The sequence below is a fragment of the Chryseobacterium pennipullorum genome, assembly GCF_003384725.1.
Lineage (GTDB): Bacteria > Bacteroidota > Bacteroidia > Flavobacteriales > Weeksellaceae > Chryseobacterium > Chryseobacterium pennipullorum.
The window spans coordinates 108,000-128,006 of the sequence record NZ_QNVV01000011.1 but is presented as its reverse complement, the minus strand read 5'-3'; the positions used below and the strand labels follow the sequence as shown (position 1 = coordinate 128,006).

Here is a 20,007-nt window from a genome sequence, read left to right as displayed (position 1 = left end):
TTACCATTAGCTGTTGATGTAAAAACAAACTAATTATTAATATACTCAGACTCTATTCTAGAGATTACCTTACCTGTCATTCCATCTAACGTTATAGTCTCCAAAACATTAGATTTCTTTCTCCATTCAATTGCCCAGACAGGCTTTTCTTTTTCAATTCTACGGGTAATGGTGGTATGAAATCCAGTACTTTGCAAGACTGGGCCTTTTGTCAAAGGGATACCTTCTTTTTCACAGAACTTCAAAATATCTTCAAATGTAAACTTGTAGGGTTTATCATAATCAATCTCCTTAATAAGCTTTCCATTTTCATCAAATTCGTACCAAATATTCAATTGTATCCCTCCGGTATTATTTGTTAACCCTTTTGATTTAATATTTCCATTAGGGTAATAAACTTTTGTAATTGTAAACAATGAGTTGTATGGAGTGTAACCAAACCAACAGTATGTATTATCCTTATCCATTTCAATATAACCACCATCATTTTGCTTCTCTCTAAGAACACGAGAGTCATTCATTTTGCTGTTATATTTATTTAAATCAAAAACTTCAAATTTATGATCAACAGTAGGTAACCTATTCTTTTTATTTTGCGATTTACAAGAAACAACAATTATTAAACTTAGAAAAAACAGTATTTTTTTCATAGAATTCTAAAGTTACCATGAGCTGTTGATGTAAAAACAAACTAATTATTAATATACTCAGACTCTATTCTAGAGATTACCTTACCTGTCATACCATCTAACGTTATAGTCTCCAAAACATTAGATTCTTTTTTCCATTCAATTGCCCAGATAGGTTTTTCTTTTTCAACTCTGCGGGTAATGGTGGTATGAAATCCTGTACTTTGAAGTACAGGTCCTTTTGTCAAAGGAATACCTTCTTTTTCACAAAATTTTAAAATATCATTAAATGAAAATTTGTAAGGCTTATCATAATCAACCTCCTTATTAAGCTTTCCATTTTCATCAAACTCATACCAAATACCTATTTGTAAGCTCTCAGTATTATTTGATAATCCTTTAGATTTAACATTCCCATTTGGAAAATAAACTTTTGTCAAAGTGTAATAAGAATTTCGCATAGTTAAAGAATAACTCTTACCATAATTTGCTACGTTCATTTCCACATAAGAGCCATTATCTAAAGTTTCGCTGGGATAATTAGGGTTTTTATTGTACAAATCCCTATATTGGATCGTATCAAATTTTTCAAATTTACTATCAATTGAGGGCAGCATATTTTTTTTATTTTGTGATTTACAAGAAAGGACGATCAATAAACTTAGAAAAAACAGTATTTTTTTCATAGAATTCTATTTTGTATTGTTATTAGCGATTACCCATTGCCATTTCCAAAGATTATAGCGTGTTTCAGGAATGTGATGGGAATAATCCATAATATTTTCGGTTTTGGCATATTGGTAGGTGTATTGTGCTTTGGAGTCCGCCTCAGAATTGGTAAAGGTATGAGGCAATTCAAAACTGTGCAGAAACTCATGAGCTGCAGTCTGGTCATTTTTTGTGGGGAATAATACAACAAATTTACCAGAACTGTATCCATTGAGTGCCTTAACATTTCCAGCTGTTTCAACAGATCCCCCTGGTTCGCCTACATAGATGGCAATATAATGTTTATCATATTTTGTCTCGGAAACTCCATTCAATTTAAGGTTTTCCTTCACTTTATTATATACATAGTTCTCTAACACTACAAATCCGGAGGGGGCATTCCTTACACTCTTGTAGTAAGCTGCTACTTTTCCACCAACTACATATCTGCCACCCGCCTGAAAATGTGCATCACCGGATACATCAACGGTTTCTATATCGACGTCGGCTTCAATAAGTGCCTGCCGCAGATAATTTTCAAATAATTCTTTTTGACCAGTAGAGTTTCCTTTTTTTCCTTTTGGGCCAGTTAAAGGTGGAGTTTGTAAGTCAATAAGTAAAATTTTTGTCCTTTTCCTTTTAGCAGCATGATTCGCCCAGACTTTTAATCGTCCCGCTACTTCCGGAATCTCTGTACCTGCACTATCTTTTTTAACCGCTATTATTTCGATAACCTGGTCATCGGAAAATTCCTCCAGACATTCTATGGTTACAAAGTCTTTAAGATTATGCTTTCCTTTAGTTTTGGTAGTAATCTCCATAGGAGAAATTTTGAAGAGCTTATTTTCTTTAAATTTCAGGGTATCCGGTTCTTCGTCAACTTCAATGCTCAGGCTTAAAACAGCCTTTGTATTTTTAAAGTTAGAAGCAATAAGCTGTTTTGTATTGCTATCGTTAATTTGCGAAGGGTACAATGACAGCCAGGAACAATAATAATTTTCAGGAGTACCATCAGCTTTTTTCTTCCATGGAATACTATATACCCCATATTCCTGCTTGAGTTTGGAATATAAAACAGGATCTTTCTTAAAGCTTCCATCATATTCATTAATATCCCTTTCCAATGTGGCATAGGTGGAATCTGTATATTGTTTCGCTACAATATTTTCATAGTTAACATCCCCAAAATTAGAGGTCTCCCCCAATCTCATCCAGTCAAAACCATAATCTTCTCCACGCCACCCATCTTTAGCCCGAAAATGAACAACACATTTCGCTCTTATCTCCGATGGCGGCGGATCTCCGGCTTTACCAAAGCTTACTCCTTTAGCATTTCCTTTTTCAGTTATCCATTTGTACGCGCGCGAGATAATACTCTCCTGCGAGTACATATTGTGATCTTCATGAGTAATCTTGTTATAAGTACCCTTTACAATTCTTGTCCTGCTCATGGCTAGTGGGCTTTAGATTTCTCACCGCTGTTATTTTGGACTTCCTGCTGCGCGTGTTTGTTGATGGAGGAATTGGAACTGATATTCATTTCTTTTTCAGAAATTTCATTTCGTCCTTTTTTGGTTTCACTATGGACATCACCATCAATAATTTCAGTCAGCTTTCCGGTAATGAATGTACTTGCGTCACCTATTACGGAAGTAAGTTTCATTGCTCCCACATTTTCGGTATTATTCAGGCCAATGCTGTTGGATTTATTCATACCTACCGTTGTGTTCATATCCTCAGCCACATTGATGTTCATATTTTTACAGTTCAGGGTCATCGTTTCCGGTGCTGTAATGGTGATATTGCTGCCTGTAGTATCCAGGTGAATCTCATTACCGCTTTTATCTGTGATGACGATGCTTTCATCTTCTGTAAAAACGACGCGGTGGCCGCTTCTCGTCTGGATCGATTTTACCCGGTTGTCAATTCCTCCTCCTAAGCCAATTCCTCCATGAAACATCCCTCCCATCACAAATGGCCGGTCAGGATGGCTGTGGACAAAATTGACCATCACCTGGTCTCCCACTTCAGGAACTGCAACGTAGCCACGGTTTTGGGTAATCTGATCTGTGCCGCCCGCATCAGGACTCATGACCCTCACAAAATGCGTAATATCGTTCATCTGCCAGTCGAATCTTACCTGAACTCTTCCCTGGCCTTCGGGATCCGTATTGGAAATTACAGTGGCCATCTGAGGCTGTGCCGCAGGCACTGTAAATTCAGGCTTTGGAAGGAAGCCTGTATCTGCCGCTATGGATTCGAAACTTCCGGTGTAATGCCCGATGGTATCGATTTCATGAACAGCTTCGGTTACCATAACTTTGGTAAAGTAAGCGCTCTCATTAGTATCCGGTTTTCTCATGTAAATATCTGCAACACATCCCGGATGCAAAAAAGGTACTGTTGTAGAACCTGAAACCGAAAATACACTAACAGCCTCACTTCCTGCGGTGCTTCTTTGCGAATGCTCAACATCCAGATGGGTAGACGCCTTAATTGGCGCTATCTGTAGAGCCGGAGTTTTGAATATTTTATCATTGTGGCTGTAGGCTGTTTTAGCAAGATCCCCAAAATGGCTGACCGGAGTTTCTCCGGATGTCAGCTTTTCATTTTTGCTGCTGTTGTACCCATAATATTGAGGCTTGGTATGAATGGCCTTCAGCTCCACCCTAATGTCATCGGCATTACTCCCATAGACCAGCTTTATAGGTTTATTCTGTGGGGGAAGTTTTCCGAAATGAAGAACTTCACCATCATAATAGAATTGTTCTCCATATGCTTCAGCCATTCTTGCCAGGTAATTATAGTGGGTTTCGTTGTATTGGCTGCTATAGATAATCTGTGAATAATCATTGGTATCCACTCTGATATCAAAACGTCCCTTATCTATCCCCTGTTTAATAATTTCCTCGGCAATAATTCCCATATTAACAGGCTGGGCACCACCAAAACTCTGAATATGCGGGGCCCCGTCCAGTAATATAGTTGGGCTGTATCCCGAAAGGACAATATTTCCCAGACTCATTTTTTCCTGGCTGAAACCAACTTTGGTAATGATCCCGACAAAATTTCTCTCGGGGCTGTTCTCTATATCCTTATATGAAATAACGGCTGTCAGACGTTTTCCTAAAAATTTATTGGCTTCTTCCAGCGTATGACTCTGCCGGTCTCCCAATGCGTCATGAGCAAGGATAAGGATAAATTCGTGATGGTTACCCGCCTTTTGTTTAAGTGTAAAATGTTTATAATATTTGATGATTTTGCCTTCCACAACCAAAGAGAGTTTAACCAAACGGTTAATTCCTGAATGATGGTTCTCGGAAATACCATCTGCATTTTGCGATGGTCGGAAAGGGGATGTCATGGTCTGTGATTCGGTTTTCATATGCTTGTGTTTGGTTAATAATAAAGATAGCAATATTTTATCAAACATTCGTCAGATAAATCTGTTGTACATTGAAAGTAGTTGGTGTTCTATAGCTTAGGCAAAAAAGACCGTCTTTGATAGGGACAGTCTTTTTTTATGAATGTTGATGATGTGTGTATCTTAGCTGCTTGGCCAAAGTCCGGCATACTGAGAAGTACCGTAGTCAATAGTCTCAGCACTTACTACAAAGCTGATCAGCATACTGTTACTGTCGATCGCATCAAAATCAACCTGGTGCTGGATAACATATCCGTTCTGCCAGTTCAAAGTAATTAATGTACCTTCTTCGTGAGATTTGTTGAATGTGATCTCTCCTACTGTCGGCTTGTACTTACCGTTTAACAAGCTTTCAAGGATATCAGATTTCTCAGTAGCTTCTACTGTAATTTTGATCAGTGCATTGGAAGGGTCGGATGCTACACGTCCTGAAACGTCAGTAGATCTCGATACGCTGTAGTTCAGTTTTAACAGCTTCTGTCCTTCTCCGTTGTTGAATTTTAAGATTCCTCTTGAATTTCTTTCTGCCATGATTGTAAATTTTAATCGTTAATAATATTTTGTGATTCAGTGATTGTATAGCAAAGATAAAGGCTCCTTTTTTGTTAAAAAAACTTTTGCATACAAATCTCAGAAATTGTAGTAATTCTACGATTTTATGTCGTAATTCTACGACAATGGATTTACAAACATCCTTATAATCCCTTTCAACAAAGCATTTTTAAGTTCACCTTACCTCCTTGAAAATATCATATTTTTACACACAAAGGAGAAATAGCAATAGGCATTCAGCAGTTCGAGTTGCTTTAGTGATCCCGAAAACACAAAAAAAGCAGAAAGTTTCCCTTCTGCTTTGATATCATAAAAAATGACTGATTAATGTTTGGTATACTCCGGTTGCTCTGTCGGAAGCCTTGTTGGCGTAAAGTATTCATTAAGCCAATAGAATGTCTGTCCGTTCTGCTGGATCTTTACTGCCGGATTATTCCTGTTGGCAAGCATTCTGTCTGCAAGATCTTTATAGTGGCGGAAATAGGTTCTTACGGTCTCATTAGGAACAATTTTAGCCTTTTTCCATCCTTTTAGTTTATACTTAGCCATCAGCTCCTCTTCCGAAAGATCGAATCCTGTACTCATTCCTATTGCATAAGACATTGGCAACTCGTAAAGAGCCCCTTTATCCAGGAATTTAATGGTCGGGTTGTATTTTTTCAGCAGTTTCACATATTCCTTAATGGCTCTTGACTGGTTAAAGTCTGCTCTTTCAGCGTTGGTATTTCGGTATACTTCACTGTAGAAAGCCTTCAGGTTATCATACTCCGCCTCAGAAATAAGAATTCCTTTTTCGATAGCAGGAGTATAATCTTTCAGATCTTTAGGAATATTTCCTTTCACCAGGAACGGGCTTCCATAGTTGATCAACTGAGCGGCAATACCTGCAGAAACAGGATTCGTAAGTCCCGGGTAAAGGTACTTATACTTCAAGTCCACATCGGTTCTACCTGCACCCACTGAAGAATGGAAATATTCATTAAGTGATTTATCCACCGTCTGATTATCCAGAGTAACCTGTGAAATAAGGCTGTCCACTGATTTCTTCAGGAATCCCGGTGTTGTAATATCTCCTTTTTTAGGGAAAATAACGAATCCCTGAGACATACTTTGTTTCGGATATGCCAAAGAAAAGAATCCGGCATCACCTTCTACCAGGCTGAAGTTATTTTTGGTAAGGACATCGTACTGATCAATAATCTTTTGTTTTTTAAGCTCAGCGATATTTTTAGCAGTATTGGTCACCACATTTTCAGCCATCAATACAAAATCGTTATAATTGTCTGAAGATCTTGCACTGGTCTGGAACATAATCAACCTCGCCTGTGCCTGCGTCAGAGAGCTGATTACGCTATACATATTTCCGCTCTGGTTAGCTGAAGTTCCCACAGTAACTACAATATTGGTTTCATCAGGTACTTCCGAAAGAAGGTTTCCTGCCGCAGTAAGCGCTTCTCCCACCGGCTGATATCCGTTATTGCTCGCACAGTTCATTTCATTGGTCTTCTGATCAATGAATTCCGTTATTTTAGTATAATCTGCGTTTAATTTTGAAATTGAAATATTTTCTCCGCAAGGGTTATTTTTATACAAAACCACTCCATACTTAAAGGCATTGAAGTATGACGGTTTTTCAAATCTAAGCTGCAGATCCTGCAATAACGATTTTACAATGGGAGCGTAAGGCGCATTGGTTGCACTTACATCCAAGGCAAAAACAATATTGATATTTTTATTTCTTTCCGTAATCTCACGGTAACGGTCAAAATAAATAGGCTCTCCCAATACATTGGAAACAAAGTTTTTACTGTAATCCAGGATATTCGTAAAATATTTTGTCTTGGAATCAGGAGTAGGTGCTGACTCCAATGGAAGACTCACTGGGAAGATATTTTCCAGCGGTGTTCTTTTGTTGATGTCAGTAAGAAGAATGGCTTTCTTGTTTTCCGCGTCTGAACCAGACCCGCCAGGATATCCTTCATGTACTCCCAGTTCAGAATCGTTGATTCCTGTCGTATTTTTAAGTTTTATAGCAGAACGCTCACCCCATGTAGAGATTACATTAGAACTTACCCATCCATACAAACTGGTACTGATGCTGTCTATATCTACAGAAGGTTTCTTACCCACCAGGAATCTTTTGTTATTCTCAGCCTGTTTGTAGACATACACCATCTGCCCGTTAGGGATTTTCACGTTAGCTGTTTCAATAAGGCTTGGTGAATTGAACACCATGATCGAGTCATTTTTATAATACCTTTCAGCACTTTTCAGTACTTCACTGTTATTGGGTACTACGGCTACTCTTACAGGATATCCCGTTCTTTCACTTTTTAGAGAATGATTCCATAGCAGAAGATCGGATTCGGGAATCCAGCCATAAGTTTTGATTGACTTCGACGAAACTTTTTTCATTAAGGCATCAGGAATATATTCTGCTACTTTTACCATTCCATCTCGGTGCTTCAAAACCATTAAAGGCTCTAAAAACTTAACTTCTTTATATGATTTTTCGTCATCTTTATCCAGGTATGCCGTATTTCTGGACCGGTCTGAAACGACGATCCAAGGAACGGATTTTTTCGGAAACCCATTCACAACAGGTGAATTATCTACCTGTCCGTATTGAGACGGTTCCGGTGTTTTCTTTGACGGAAGCTTTACCTGACAACTCGTCAACAATACTGATAGTCCTATGTAATATGCTGCTAGAGGAAATTTATTTTTCATCCTATTTTATCTTTTTATGATTGGCGCATCCGGAGAAACCGGACGGTATTATTTGCTTTGGTTTATTTCTACTTTAGTTACACAGTTCTGAGTGTCATCTAAGTTTACCTTTACGGTTTGGATCACCATATTTTTGTCAAACTGAAGACCGGCGCAGTACATATAAAAATTATTTACTTTGCTGTCATTTACTTTTACCACAGTGTTTTCATTATTACACAGGTATGTTCTCAACAGATAATTGTAATGCATATTGAAGCTATTTCCATTGGCAATCTGCTGCAGGTGATATTTAAAATCATTATCTACTTTTGCGTAGGAATCCTCTACGGATACTTCCTCTTCTTCCAGAGAATTATAGGCCGGCAAAACTTTTATAGTATGGTATACCGGATCCTGGCTGGTATTGGTAAATAGCGAAACAAGATACTCTCCCGGTTTCTTATAGGAATAGGTAGCAAATTTTTCTTTGGCATCTGCATTTCCAGTTTCCCCGAACTTCCACGAAAACTGCGTAGCTTCTGAAATGGCACGGAAGTTTACATTTTCATTTTGCATTACCTGTGAAGGGGCCTCTATTGTTGTTTTAATCTTCGTAGTATCCTTTTGTTTCTGCGGGCTTCTGGCCGCTACCATGACAGGAAAAGATTTTGTGTATTTATTGTCAACAATCAAGCTTACCTGGTAATATCCCGGCTTATCATAAAAGTGAATTCCACTGTTTTTATCAGAAGTTGTTCCATCTCCGAAATTCCATCTTTTGGTCTTTGCGAACTGGGTTTTATCTTCAAATAAAAGCGTATCTCCCACGGACAGTGAAGATGGATAAACCACCCCCACAATATCATCGGCAGAGTGAATCACTTTTTTCTGCAGCCACAGTGCAACAAGAGCTGCAATGAGCAAAGTGGCAATAACACCAATAATAATGTTCTTTTTGTTCTTTTGAAAATAATTCATAGTTAATAATTGTGATGTGTTTTATTTATAGTTCCTGGTATTTTCATTCTTTAGGTTTACTGAGTACGGTCCTTTAAAGCATTTTTGCGAAGGTAGATTTTCTCCTGCTTGTCTTTAAAGCCAATGCGGCATTCCTCAACCTGTTTTTCAAACCTCTTGATATCTTCTGTAATGGTAGAGATCACCTTTTTGTCGTCAAAATACATTTTATAGAATTTTGCAATTTGTGGGTAGGCATCTTTTCTGATATCAGCGACTTCATGCTCTTTAAAATAACCGTTAAGGTCATTCACCCCCATAAAGATATTGTTTTCTACAAAAGGCTGTGGTGCTTCATCCGTAAGTTTAGTGATTGTGGCGTATGTACTGTCCATGATAGGCAGTACAATTTTTTGATGTTTCTCAAATTCTGCTTTCTGTTCAAGATTCTGAATTCCTCTCACATCCTCATCAGAAAACGGAGATTCAAAGCCTTTTAAAAAGATAACCCCCAAAAATAACAGGGCAGTCACAAGCATCAGTATTAAATAAAAAAACTGATAATGCCTCTCTTTCTTTGATAATGTAATTGGTCCTTGCATATCTTTTCTTTTTATTTTCTTCTTCCTCCTGTAAAGCTTCTTGTAGGGTCTTTTCTAAGAACAGTATTTGCTCTGTCTACTTTTCCCATACACTCAGTAAGATCCCGCAAGACATTTTTCTTTTTGAATTCCACTTCAATGATTTTGGCTTTCAGGGACAGCATAGGTTCAATCTGCCTCATCAGCAAGGCATAATGCCTGAAGTTATCAGCACTGTCTTTTCCCATAAGAAGTTTGGCATTTCTTACGTTATCCATAATATTGGTTCTGAGAAACATCTCATTTTCCACCTTATTGACATCCAACTGATTCATTCTCTGATAAATATCATCGATATGAGATTTCAGCAAGTCACTGCGCTGCATCAGATCTTTGTAGGCTTCAGCATCCTTGCTGATGCCTTCCCGCTGCAGGTCATAACTCTTAAAGAAGAGAAATAGACATCCAAAGGATACCACCGACAAAACGGCAAAAGATAGAATGAACTTCCAAATGCCTATTCTGACGTCAGATCTGTTTAATTTTTTTTCCCTATTTGAAGACATAATTTGCGATTTGTTTGGCCTGTGAAAATATAAAAAAAAAATTTTATGCACAATACGTAATTTCCCCAGTCAAATTTCGGGAAAACCCTGAATCCATTAATATTAATTTCCTCTTTCATAAGTTTTTCATAAATTAGGCCTCTGAATTTTGAATATCATTCGCCAAATCGATATTAAAAATGAGTAAAATATTATCTAATACGGTGCGTTTTTCCATTGCTGACAGCGATTTTTATTTTAAAAAAATAATGATCAAAACCCTTATGGAAAATCCTTTCTATATGCTTCTGAACGACTGCAACAACGGGCACGAGCTCGTCAACAGAATCTACAGAAGACAAGAAGACGTGTTCATTATTGAACTGTTTATGCCGGTACTGAGTGGAATTGAAGCCATTAAATACATCAGAAAAAACAACACGGAAACTCCTGTTATTACCTATTCAGGGACCTATCAGGAAGACATGGCCGAAATTCTATCAAAGATTCCCAATATCTATTACTGTCAGAAAAAGAGCACCATTATCAAGGATATCATCAAGGGAAGTATTGCTTCTGACGACTTTGACTATGGCGCCTACTCCAAAGAATGGGAGCAGCAACCGCTGGCAGTGCAGGAATACATGGACAGACAGAAGAAAGGCCAGGAGGAGCTTTCTTCTTCTGAAATACAACTGATGAGATTCTGCTATGAGGGCTTCAGCAATAAAGAAATCGCTGAAAAACTCAACCTGAGTACAAGAACCATTGATACATATATCAACAGACTTACCGAAAAACTGGGACTGAAAACTAAACTTCATCTTATCCGATTCTGTGTGGAAAACGGATATTACAATTCCAGCATGTAAAAAATCATGAATACTGTTTTGAAGGTCCTGTCAGACCCGCTGACTACCAACATCCAACAGTTGAGCCAGAGATACTGCAACCCCTTTTAAAGCTTCTCTCCCGCGGTATTTCCACAGATTGCACCTCCTCTTTTTGACAGATTCAGCAACCGTATTATTTTATTATTAAATTATTTAAAGCCCCTCTTCATATACTGTACACATTAAAAACTCAACGATTTGAATAAAAATATTTTGCCACTAATTTGCTAGTATTCAATTTTTTTAACTAAATTTGCACACCTAAAATTTAAAATTAAAATAAGGAAATGACAAAGGCAGAATTGGTAAACACCATCTCAAATAAGTTGGGAACAGAAAAGAATGAAACACAGAAAGTTGTAGAAGCTTTTATGCAGGAGATCAGAACTTCTATGTATAATGGGGATAATGTTTATCTAAGAGGTTTTGGATCTTTTATCATTAAAACAAGAGCTGCTAAAACAGGAAGAAATATTTCTAAAAACACTGCGATTGAGATTCCTGCTCATAACATTCCTGCTTTCAAACCTTCAAAATCTTTTGTAGAGAAAGTAAAAACAAAAGTTGCAGTAAAATAAGAACATTAACTGAATATTAACTAGTTACTAAAAAATTAAAATTATGCCAAGCGGAAAGAAAAGAAAAAGACACAAGGTTGCGACTCACAAAAGAAAGAAAAGAAGAAGAGCGAACAGACATAAGAAAAAATAATCTCTTCTTCACGAGATTTACAATATAACAATATAGTTGGTGGTTTTAATTTCTAAAGTTCACCGACTATATTTTTGTTTGCAACTATAAGATTCCTCGGAAAACGGACAGTTTCAAATATTATTTTAATAAAAATATAATGCTTTTCATTCAAAATCGTTATATTTAATAGATGAATTAAACATGAAGACATCCCTTTCCTATGATCTTAACAATTTTTATCTTATAACAAAATGAAGAAAGAACTAATAGTTTCGCATGAAGATGATCTTACAAAGATTGCACTGCTGGAAGACGGAAGACTATGTGAACTTCATGAGCAAGAGGACAAAAGCGATTTTATAGTTGGAGATCTGTTTATAGGAAAAGTAAAAAAACTGGCCCCTAACCTGAATGCAGCATTCGTCAATATCGGATATGACAAAGACGCATTTCTTCATTATCAGGATTTAGGACCACAGTATCTTACCTACAGAAAGTTTCTAAAAGATACTATTTCCAAAAAACAAAGCACTTCAAGCTTAAAAAATTTCGAGATACAACCCGAAATAGATAAAAACGGAACGGTAGATAAAGTCATTGCCAAAGATGACATTGTTCTGCTTCAGATCACCAAAGAACCTATTTCTACAAAAGGTCCGCGAATATCTACCCAGATTTCACTCACAGGACGCTTTTTGGTTCTTATTCCTTTCGACAATAAGGTTTCTATTTCCAAAAAGATCAGAACTTCAGAGGAAAAAGAAAGGCTAAAAACCTTGATAGACAGCATCAAGCCCGAAGGCTTTGGAGTGATTATCAGAACAGTGGCCGAAGGAAAAAAAGTAGCAGACCTTCACAATGACATGAACCAGCTGGTTCAGAAGTGGGAAAGCACTTTTAAAAATATCCAGAGAAATAAAGTTCCGTCCAAAGTTTTAAGTGAAGAAGACAAAGCTTCAGCTATTTTAAGGGACAATTTTAATCAGGATTTCGTGAATATCATTTGTGATGATGAGCAAATGGTGAATGAAATGAAAAATTATGTAGAAGTAATTGCTCCTGAAAGAAAAAATATTGTCCAGTTTTATGATTCCCACATTCCTCTTCTGGAATATTACAATGTTGAAAAACAACTCAAACAGAGTTTCGGGAAACATGTCAACATTCCAAGCTCAAAAGGCGCCTATCTTGTCATCGAACATACAGAAGCACTGCATGTGGTTGATGTCAACTCCGGAAACAATATCACTACCGGGGCCGCCGTAAATAAAGAGCATGCTCTGAGAGTAAACAAAATGGCTGCCACAGAAATTGCAAGACAGCTTCGTCTCCGCGATATGGGAGGTATTATCGTGATCGACTTCATCGATATGCCCAACGCCGACCACAGAAGAGATCTTTACGAACATCTCAAAGAAGAAATGAAGCGTGACAAAGCACGCCACAAGATCCTGCCTCCAAGTAAATTTGGACTGATCCAGATCACCAGACAAAGAAACCGTCCGGAAAAACAGATCGAAACAAAAGAAGAAAACCCAAATAAAGACGGAGAAATTGTAGCTCCGATCGTTATTGTGGAAAGAATGGAAGAAACCCTAAGAACCATGATGCAGAAAGAAAAAGGGAAACTCTACCTGCACGTGCATCCTTTTGTAGAAGCCTATCTTACCAAAGGGATCAAAAGCATTCAGATGAAATGGTTTATCAAATACAAAAAATGGGTAACCATCATCCCAAGGGATTCTTTTAAATACCTAGAGTATAAAATCTACAATTCACAAAAAGAAGAACTGATAGAGTTCTCCAATTAAAAAATTTAAGACCTTCAGTTGTACTGGAGGTTTTTTTGTGTTGGATGGGCTAAAGCCCACCCGTAATGAAATTTTAACGACAAGCTGGATGGGCTAAAGCCCATCCCTATTGATATAGCCAAGCAAATATTGAGATTTAACGATAAGATCTTTTATCTTTTATCTTTTATCTTTTATCTTTTATCTTTTATCTTTTATCTTTTATCTTTTATCTTTTATCTTTTATCTTTTATCTTTTAATCTATTAAACATGAAAAATCACCATTACAAAACCACGGTCCAGTGGACAGGAAATAAGGGAACGGGAACAAGTGGCTATAAAGACTACGAGAGAAGCCATATCATTAAGGCAGAAAATAAGGTAATGATCGAAGGTTCATCTAACCCTTTCTTCCGTGGAGATAAAACGAAACACAATCCTGAGGAAATGTTTCTGTCTTCGCTTTCTTCGTGTCATATGCTCTGGTATCTTCATTTCTGTTCTGAAGCGGGGATCATTGTCACTGACTATACTGATGAAGCAACAGGAACGATGACCGAAACAGCCAATGGAAGCGGTCACTTCACTGAAGTAATCCTGCACCCGATAGTCACGGTAACAGAAGAATCGATGATTGAAAAAGCAAAGCAGCTTCACCACAGAGCTCACGAATATTGCTTCATTGCTAATTCCGTCAATTTCCCGGTATATCATGTACCCGAGGTAACTGTCGGATAAAATCCCATTTTGACTATTTCAGTATCTTACAGGCCTCTAGGTCCTGCATTTTATTCAAAATCTATTGCCGAATTACAAACTGTCTTATCTTTAAATTTTTGCCCCTTAAGATTTTCAATTTACTCGCACGTTAATTGCGTTGATTGCATAGGTTAATAAATGTTAAGACCCTAATTTCTTCGAGATATATTGTTAAATTTGGACTATGGAAAATTTTGGAAAAGATTTATTGAGAAAAATAAAAAGTGTAGAGCTTCCCGGTGAACACGCCCACGGACTGTTCTCTCCTCCTTACCGTCCTGTATTTACCTATGATGAAGTACTGGCAAAAAATCCCAAATTTGCTGCAGTGAACATTGTACTCTATCTGAAAGACAACGAATGGTATTTTCCCCTGATCCAAAGAACCATTAATGAGCACGACAGGCATAGCGGGCAGATCTCATTACCGGGAGGTAAACGTGAAGAAATGGACAGAGATTTTGCAGAAACAGCTATTCGTGAAACTTCTGAGGAGATCGGGATCGATAAACATTATATAAGGATCATCCGGGAGATGTCTCCTATTTATATTCCGCCAAGCAATTTTTATGTATATCCCTACATTTCATATACTATAAAGAATCCTGCCTTTATCCTTCAGCAGAGCGAAGCTGTGGAAACGATTGAGTTTCCTATTACTTCTTTTTTAAACCTGTCGGATGTTCCAGAGATCATGGCGCTGCCCAGTGCAGGAGGTCAGGAAGTTCCAGTCATCAACTTCAACGGATATATTATCTGGGGTGCCACAGCGATGATATTAAGTGAATTCAGCCAGTTGCTGAAAAAAATGTAACTTTGCACTACCGTGTTTAATTGAGAGATGGCGAAGAAAAATATTTTCACCGATGCATTCGGAACACCTTATTTTTTAAAAAGGTTTATTATTTTTATTTTAGGAATTGTATCCTACAGAAGATTCAATGGCTTCAACAAACTGAAAATAACCGGTACAGAACACCTTGTGGATCTTCCGGATTCCAACGTATTGTTTGTATCCAACCATCAGACTTATTTTGCAGATGTAGCGGCTATGTATCATGCATTCTGTGCTGTGAACAACGGATATCTGAATACGATTAAAAATCCTATCTATCTGCTGAATCCGAAGATCGATTTTTACTATGTGGCAGCTGAGGAAACCATGAACAAAGGGATTCTTCCTAAAATTTTCAAAATTGCAGGTGCTGTGACGGTAAAAAGAACCTGGAGAGCGGAAGGCAAAAATGTCAACAGAATGGTAGACATGAGCGAGGTAGATAATATTATGAAAGCACTGGATAACGGATGGGTAGCTACATTCCCACAAGGGACCACCTCTGCTTTCGCGCAGGGACGACGGGGAACAGCCAAGTTGGTAAAAAATCAACGTCCTATTGTGATTCCCATCAAAATCAATGGATTCAGAAGAGCATTTGATAAAAAAGGACTTCGTGTAAAGGTAACCGGTGTAAAGCCTACCATGGAATTCAAAGCTCCTCTTGATATCGATTATGATAATGAAAAAGCACCGGAAATTCTATTGAAAATCATGACTGCTATTGAGCAGACTGAAGATTTTAATCTATTACACAATTATGATGAAGAACTTAAAGCTAAAAAATTAGAACAAAAGGACTCAGATAATTAAAGTAAATATTAAATTATGAACAGAATAATAGGAATCTTATTCGCCATCATAGTATTAGTTTCGTGTAACAGCCAAAAAGTGTATTCGGATTTTGATATCAGCTATTCGAAAAGTGGTGGCTATGCCCCTGTTTATGAAAACATGCTTATAAAAGGAAACAATGTACATTATTCCTTTGAAGGACAAGGCAAAAAGATCAAAAAGGATTTTAAAATTTCCAATGAAGATCTAAAAAAACTGGATCAGGTACTTTCTCAGAATAATTTCAGAAGAATACAGGAAGACCATAAAAAGTTATACGATAATGTTTCAACGGCCATTAACGTAAAGAAAGGTCCCAATGAAGGCAGCAAGACCGATGCGAGTATGATCTTCCCTAATTATCAGACTAACTGGAACAACATTCTTGAGGCTTTCCAGGAGATCATTAATACTAATGTTAAAAAACAGTAAAGACAATTGAAAACCCACTTCATTGCCATTGGCGGCAGCGCCATGCATAACCTTGCGATAGCATTAAAAGATAAAGGATATCAGGTGACAGGTTCGGATGACGCTATTTTTGAACCTTCAAAATCAAGATTGGAGAGAAAGGGAATACTCCCTCAGGAAATGGGTTGGTTTCCAGAAAAGATAACTCCGGATATTGATGCTGTTATTCTGGGTATGCATGCCCATCAGGACAATCCTGAGCTGGCAAGAGCAAAAGAGCTGGGTCTGAAGATCTATTCTTACCCTGAATTCTTATATGAGCAGGCTAAAAACAAAACCAGAGTGGTCATTGCAGGTTCCCATGGTAAAACGACCATCACCTCAATGATCCTTCATGTACTGAACTTTCACCAGAAAGATGTAGATTATATGGTGGGAGCACAGCTGGAAGGATTTGACTGCATGGTTAAACTGACCCAGGATAATGATTTTATGGTTCTGGAAGGTGACGAATACCTATCCTCTCCTATCGATCTGCGCTCCAAATTCTTACTGTATCAGCCGAATATTGCCCTGATGAGTGGAATTGCGTGGGATCACATCAATGTTTTTAAAACTTTTGACGATTATATTGAACAGTTCAGAAAGTTTGTGGCAAGCATTACCCCAGGAGGCGTATTGGTGTACAATGAAGAAGATCCTGAAGTGGTAAAGGTGGTGGAAGGTGCCGAAAATTATTTCAGGAAGATCCCTTACAAAACTCCTGAGTACGAAATCAACAACGGTAAAGTATATTTAAAAACCGAAATGGGTGATGTTCCCCTTTCCGTTTTCGGGGCACATAACCTCCTGAATATGGAAGGAGCAAGACATATCTGCCAGCAGCTGGGGATTATGGATGAAGATTTCTACGAAGCGATTATGAGCTTCAAAGGAGCTTCCAAACGTCTTGAAAAGGTAGAAAGAGAAGATAAAGGAATTCTTTATAAAGATTTTGCTCATGCACCCAGCAAAGTAAAGGCAGCAGTGAAAGCTTTCAGGGAGCAGTTTAAAAGTGATAAGAAACATGGTTTCCTGGAGCTGCATACCTATTCCAGCTTGAATCCCGCTTTTTTAGAGCAGTATGATCATGCCATGGATGGTCTGGAAGAAGCCATCGTTTTCTATTCTGAGGACGCTTTAAAGATCAAAAGAATGGAGCCTATCTCTCCCGAATTTATCAAAGAAAAATTCAGAAATCAAAGCTTAAGGGTATTCACCAATGCTGAAGATCTTCACGCGTATTGGAATACCCTGGATAAAACAAATGGAGTATTTCTGATGATGAGTTCCGGAAACTTCGGAGGTCTGGATCTGACTAAATAGATTCAATTTAAAAATATATTAATTTGAGAATTTGAAAATGAAGAATATCTCAAATTTCTGTATAAAACAAAAAACTCCTTTCAGTTGAAGGGAGTTTTTCTGTTTTTATTGGATTCTTTTAAAATAAAATTTGACCACATCTTTTATTCCGTCGCCATCAATATCTTCAAGATGATCTTCCAAGACCATACTTGTTTGAGTTAATTGAGAAATGGTATATGGGAAGTCTTTCTCATCTTCATACCAGAACTTTTTAGACACCGGATCAAAGGTATAGATTCTGGTAACAACATCTGTTTGTACGCAGTTATTATTTTCAGGAGCAAACGTTGTGGAAGTCATATTTTTTTCTCTAAATTCATGAGTGCCTTTTTTCTCACACTCACTGAAAATTTTAATTTCCGTCTTTTTATTTCCTGATGTATACTTTTCAGCTTTATCGATATACCATTTTCCAATAATAGAAGCATTATTGGTTTGTACTTCATCATCATTGCCGCTGCACGATGCCATTACTGAAAACACAGCTAATGGTAAGAATAGTTTTTTCATCATAATAAAGGGTATTAATAGTACTTTTTATACAGTATTTATTTCGTAAAAAGGAAAGTTCTCCTTAGATTAAACTAAAAAGAACCTTATTAAAATTTATTTTACTCTTCTAAAGTATCTTATCACCACATCGTTCAGTCCGTCATTATCTCTGTCTTCACTGCTATCTTCCGTTACCAGTTCAGTAAGAGTCAACTTAGTGATCTTATAAGCGATGTCAGGATTATTATACCATAGTTTTTGAGCCCCCTGATCATAGGTATACTTAGCACTCTTATATTGAGCAGGAACACATACACCATCCTTATTCGCTTCATATCCCACTGTATTTACTTCAGTTTTGTTATATTCAAAAATATTTTCCGATTCACATCCTTTAGGATATACAGTCACAGTTTGATTATTAGAAGTAGTATAAACCTCTCCTTTATACTGATTCCATGTTCCTACAATTGCAGACATCTCTTCTTTTTTTGGACTATCATCATCGCTGCTGCATGATAAGATTGCCGAAAATGCTGCAAGCATCAGAAATATTTTTTTCATTATTAAAGTTTAAAATTGTATTTAAACCCCGAAGATACTATAATTGTCTTTAGTCCCCCTGTACTTGAAATATGAGATTTCTCAGGATTTCCTCAGTAGAAAACTCACTGTAATTATGGATAGACTGTCCTGTCCAAATACCCACAAAATCTGTATTCTGTATAGATTTTGCAGCTTTACGCAATGCATTAGTCAGCTTATTCTGATAAGGGTAAGGTAAAATATGCTCAGAATCTTCAACAGCCTCAATATATTTGTTTTTAACCCCTCTGGCATATCTGCCTGAAAAGCTTTTGGTTAAAATAATTTCATCTTCTCTTACTCTTTTGAGCCTTTCCTTTTCAAAAGGCTGTAAAGCACTTTCCTGGGATGTTAATAGAAGACTTCCTACCTGAAATCCCTGAGCCCCCAATTCTTTTACGGCCTGTAAGGTTTTTCCATTGTAGATTCCACCTGCATAAATCAGCGGAACCTGTACCTGATCATACACCTGGGATAACAAAGACAATCCCCCGATCTGCAGAATATGGTCCGGATCAAAAGTTCCTCTATGCCCCCCTGCTTCCGTTCCCTGTACACAAATGATATCAATCCCTGATTTTTCCAAAAGCAGGGCCTCACTTACAGAAGTGCAGGTCCCAATTAATGTTACTCCATGTTCTTTCAGTTTCTGAATACTTTGAGGATCAAGGTTTCCGAAGGTAAAGCTTAAAATTTTACAGTTTTCCTCAATAACAAGATCTACCAGGTCATGATAAGAATTAATATTCAGATCTTCAAGGTGAGGCAGCGTAACTTCAATATTGCTATCCTTTGCTAACTGCTCTAAAAACAGCTTAGTTTTGCCAAATTTATCTTTCAATTCATCCGTTATTTCTGGAATGTGATGGACAAAAATATTAACAGCAAAAGGTTTATCAGTTAATTTTCTTGTCTCCCGAATGAGTTCAATAGATTCATCTGTTGAAAGATCTGCTAATGCCAAAGATCCCAAACAGTCAGCACGAGCTGCTGCTGCAACCATCTGTACGGTACTCACCCCATACATCGGAGCCTGAATAATAGGATATTTCACCCCTACTCTTTTACTGATTGTATCTGACGAAAACATAAGAACGTATTTTAATTAAAAAGGTACAAAAAATAAGAATGTCTCAATTTCAATGGGATATGATATTCCTCAATCTGAGCAGAAAATAAAATTCCCACAGATTCCACAA

The 20,007-nt window shown here is 37.4% G+C and carries 20 protein-coding genes; 8 read left to right on the top strand and 12 right to left on the bottom strand.

The annotated features are described in order from the left end of the window. Positions 1–29: 29 nt before the first annotated feature. The 9 genes from DRF67_RS13555 to tssO form a co-directional block, all read right to left on the bottom strand. A complete protein-coding gene (locus DRF67_RS13555; RefSeq protein WP_115928820.1) occupies positions 30–650 on the bottom strand; it encodes a toxin-antitoxin system YwqK family antitoxin in 621 nt (206 codons plus the stop codon). Between the two features lie 41 nt (positions 651–691). Beyond that, positions 692–1,315, bottom strand: a complete 624-nt coding sequence (locus DRF67_RS13550) for a hypothetical protein (protein WP_115928819.1) — start codon at positions 1,313–1,315, stop codon at positions 692–694. Positions 1,316–1,321: 6 nt separating this feature from the next. After that, the gene (locus tag DRF67_RS13545) at positions 1,322–2,788 is read right to left on the bottom strand and encodes a zinc metalloprotease (RefSeq protein WP_115928818.1); all 1,467 of its coding nucleotides are present in this window, start codon (positions 2,786–2,788) and stop codon (positions 1,322–1,324) included. Positions 2,789–2,790: 2 nt separating this feature from the next. Continuing rightward, the gene (locus tag DRF67_RS13540) at positions 2,791–4,722 is read right to left on the bottom strand and encodes a type VI secretion system Vgr family protein (RefSeq protein ID WP_115928817.1); all 1,932 of its coding nucleotides are present in this window, start codon (positions 4,720–4,722) and stop codon (positions 2,791–2,793) included. A 162-nt stretch (positions 4,723–4,884) separates the two neighbouring features. Next, entirely contained in the window at positions 4,885–5,292 is a 408-nt protein-coding gene (gene tssD / locus DRF67_RS13535) for a type VI secretion system tube protein TssD (protein ID WP_115928816.1), read from the bottom strand. Between the two features lie 345 nt (positions 5,293–5,637). Further along, positions 5,638–8,043 (bottom strand): type VI secretion system protein TssR domain-containing protein, encoded by a 2,406-nt coding sequence (gene tssR / locus DRF67_RS13530; RefSeq protein ID WP_115928815.1) that lies wholly within the window; start codon positions 8,041–8,043, stop codon positions 5,638–5,640. A 48-nt stretch (positions 8,044–8,091) separates the two neighbouring features. Further along, positions 8,092–9,003, bottom strand: coding sequence for a PKD domain-containing protein (locus DRF67_RS13525; RefSeq protein WP_115928814.1), 912 nt, complete (start codon positions 9,001–9,003; stop codon positions 8,092–8,094). Between the two features lie 56 nt (positions 9,004–9,059). After that, entirely contained in the window at positions 9,060–9,584 is a 525-nt protein-coding gene (locus DRF67_RS13520; protein WP_115928813.1) for a type VI secretion system transmembrane protein TssO, read from the bottom strand. An 11-nt stretch (positions 9,585–9,595) separates the two neighbouring features. Beyond that, positions 9,596–10,129, bottom strand: coding sequence for a type VI secretion system TssO (gene tssO, locus DRF67_RS13515; protein ID WP_115928812.1), 534 nt, complete (start codon positions 10,127–10,129; stop codon positions 9,596–9,598). A 179-nt stretch (positions 10,130–10,308) separates the two neighbouring features. On the opposite strand from tssO, the gene DRF67_RS13510 reads away from it, so the two are divergent. From DRF67_RS13510 to DRF67_RS13475, 8 genes are all read left to right on the top strand, one after another. After that, positions 10,309–10,980 carry a response regulator transcription factor gene (locus tag DRF67_RS13510; RefSeq protein ID WP_115928811.1) on the top strand — a complete coding sequence of 224 codons (672 nt, stop codon included), beginning with the start codon at positions 10,309–10,311 and terminating at the stop codon, positions 10,978–10,980. A gap of 308 nt (positions 10,981–11,288) precedes the next feature. Next, positions 11,289–11,579 carry an HU family DNA-binding protein gene (locus DRF67_RS13505; protein WP_002984212.1) on the top strand — a complete coding sequence of 97 codons (291 nt, stop codon included), beginning with the start codon at positions 11,289–11,291 and terminating at the stop codon, positions 11,577–11,579. Positions 11,580–11,945: 366 nt separating this feature from the next. After that, positions 11,946–13,505 carry an Rne/Rng family ribonuclease gene (locus DRF67_RS13500; protein WP_115928810.1) on the top strand — a complete coding sequence of 520 codons (1,560 nt, stop codon included), beginning with the start codon at positions 11,946–11,948 and terminating at the stop codon, positions 13,503–13,505. A 250-nt stretch (positions 13,506–13,755) separates the two neighbouring features. Next, a complete protein-coding gene (locus tag DRF67_RS13495; RefSeq protein ID WP_115928809.1) occupies positions 13,756–14,223 on the top strand; it encodes an OsmC family protein in 468 nt (155 codons plus the stop codon). Positions 14,224–14,428: 205 nt separating this feature from the next. Then, entirely contained in the window at positions 14,429–15,058 is a 630-nt protein-coding gene (locus tag DRF67_RS13490; protein ID WP_115928808.1) for an NUDIX hydrolase, read from the top strand. A 27-nt stretch (positions 15,059–15,085) separates the two neighbouring features. Further along, positions 15,086–15,892: a lysophospholipid acyltransferase family protein gene (locus DRF67_RS13485; RefSeq protein ID WP_115928807.1), complete on the top strand. Its 807-nt coding sequence runs from the start codon at positions 15,086–15,088 to the stop codon at positions 15,890–15,892. Positions 15,893–15,907: 15 nt separating this feature from the next. Beyond that, positions 15,908–16,345: a hypothetical protein gene (locus DRF67_RS13480; protein ID WP_115928806.1), complete on the top strand. Its 438-nt coding sequence runs from the start codon at positions 15,908–15,910 to the stop codon at positions 16,343–16,345. A 6-nt stretch (positions 16,346–16,351) separates the two neighbouring features. Then, the gene (locus DRF67_RS13475) at positions 16,352–17,689 is read left to right on the top strand and encodes a UDP-N-acetylmuramate--L-alanine ligase (protein ID WP_115928805.1); all 1,338 of its coding nucleotides are present in this window, start codon (positions 16,352–16,354) and stop codon (positions 17,687–17,689) included. Between the two features lie 105 nt (positions 17,690–17,794). Here DRF67_RS13475 and DRF67_RS13470 read toward each other — a convergent pair whose 3' ends face one another. The 3 genes from DRF67_RS13470 to DRF67_RS13460 all read right to left on the bottom strand — a co-directional run bounded on the left by DRF67_RS13470 (position 17,795) and on the right by DRF67_RS13460 (position 19,898). Next, positions 17,795–18,244, bottom strand: coding sequence for a lipocalin family protein (locus tag DRF67_RS13470; RefSeq protein ID WP_115928804.1), 450 nt, complete (start codon positions 18,242–18,244; stop codon positions 17,795–17,797). A gap of 93 nt (positions 18,245–18,337) precedes the next feature. Beyond that, positions 18,338–18,787, bottom strand: coding sequence for a hypothetical protein (locus DRF67_RS13465; RefSeq protein WP_115928803.1), 450 nt, complete (start codon positions 18,785–18,787; stop codon positions 18,338–18,340). Between the two features lie 49 nt (positions 18,788–18,836). Further along, positions 18,837–19,898 (bottom strand): NAD(P)H-dependent flavin oxidoreductase, encoded by a 1,062-nt coding sequence (locus tag DRF67_RS13460; protein ID WP_115928802.1) that lies wholly within the window; start codon positions 19,896–19,898, stop codon positions 18,837–18,839. Positions 19,899–20,007: the final 109 nt, after the last annotated feature.